The sequence below is a fragment of the Oleiphilus sp. HI0079 genome (assembly GCF_001635105.1).
Map to the genome: position 1 here is coordinate 1 of NZ_LWFT01001351.1, position 1309 is coordinate 1309.

Consider the following 1309-nt stretch of genomic DNA (forward strand, 5'->3'; position numbering starts at 1 on the left):
TGTTCTCGCGTGTCTTGTCGTTGCGGCGCTCTACCATGCGTATCTCCATAACCTTCCTTCCCTGATCCCATCAAACATCTTTTGTGACAGACGTCACATAAATATTGAGCAAAGCTTAGAACAGAAAAAAGCCGCCATGATGGCGATGTTGCAATGTTTTGTAACAGTCCGCTACCAAACGTAATCAACGAAAACGGCTTTACCATGAAGCGGCTCGACCCAAAATGGCAAGAATCGATATATAACTGCGAAGCACTAGACCATTAAGATATAATCGCGGAACGTTCATCTAAACACGTAATGTAATGACCACGACCTTTGTTCTTAGAGCCCGAGCGGCACCCACTGATCCCGATGCCTTTTTGGCTGAAGTAGGACTCGATGCCCACACCGAGATTATTGCGCACACGTTGATGAATGCGATGTTTGTTGCCCAGTCACATCGAGACAACGTGATCGTCCACGTAGTTTTAGAGAGCACCGCGGACTTCTCACGCACCGTCACCTTTACTGCAGAAGAGCTTTCTAACATTGGCGGCTTTCACGAGGCAGCCTTATTGGAAAAAGTCGCTCGGGCACTTCGTGTTTCGGTGGGCATGCGTAAAGAGCAAGAGAAACAGGTCGAACCGGGCCTGCGCGTTCGAACACTTAGTTTCGAGCGTTTGGTCAAGGAACTAGCCGAAGAGCATGCGCTTTACATGATGGACATCAAGGGCGAATCAATACGAGAGGTCGAGTTCAAACCCAATCCCTGCTTTATTCTTACCGACCATATCCCAATGCCAAAAAAGAGCTACAACACGCTAAAGCGATACGGCACCGAGAAACTCAATCTTGGCCCTAGAATGCTCTTCGCTTCACAATGCGTGGTGCTAATTCATAACGAGCTCGATCGATTATTTTAACGTGAGGGCGCTTCCCTCCCTTTAAAACACTATCCGGACATAAGACGAATAGTCCGAATGAGAAGCGCTTCCAGGCATTGGTTCAAGACGGCATGTTGGAGGAATCAAACTGCGCTAATTCTGTTACTACCGCATTTTCAATACGCTTCACGTCTTCCAGCACTTCCAAGCTCTCTCTGTCATCCTCAAAACGAGCCTTGGCTTCTAATAAATCTCGTGCTTGTTTTAATTTTTTCAGAATCTCTCGAAAACCCGCTTCGATACCATCTTCTTCATTGCCGCCCTGCTCTCGGGCTTGCTGGCTGTTTTTATCTGAAAAGCCATCTTGCGAAGAAAACTGCTCGTATGCGCTAATCGCCTCCTGTTTCAGTTTATCCATTGCACTCGCACCAAACTGCGTGTTT

Annotated in this window: 3 protein-coding genes; 2 read left to right on the forward strand and 1 reads right to left on the reverse strand. The window is 47.4% G+C overall.

What is annotated here, in order from left to right:
* On the forward strand, window positions 1-184 hold a 184-nt coding region (locus A3750_RS27055; protein ID WP_231871934.1), incomplete at its 5' end, for a hypothetical protein.
* A gap of 121 nt (window positions 185-305) precedes the next feature.
* Window positions 306-905 carry a tRNA (pseudouridine(54)-N(1))-methyltransferase TrmY gene (gene trmY / locus A3750_RS23410; protein ID WP_068455070.1) on the forward strand — a complete coding sequence of 200 codons (600 nt, stop codon included), beginning with the start codon at window positions 306-308 and terminating at the stop codon, window positions 903-905.
* A gap of 82 nt (window positions 906-987) precedes the next feature.
* Here the strand turns inward: trmY and A3750_RS23415 are convergent.
* Window positions 988-1309: hypothetical protein (locus A3750_RS23415; RefSeq protein ID WP_231871935.1), on the reverse strand; the 322-nt coding region annotated here is incomplete at its 5' end.

Bases quoted from the DNA above. Each gene is read 5' to 3' on its own strand.
- trmY (WP_068455070.1), top strand. From the start codon at position 306: ATGACCACGACCTTTGTTCTTAGAGCCCGAGCGGCACCCACTGATCCC.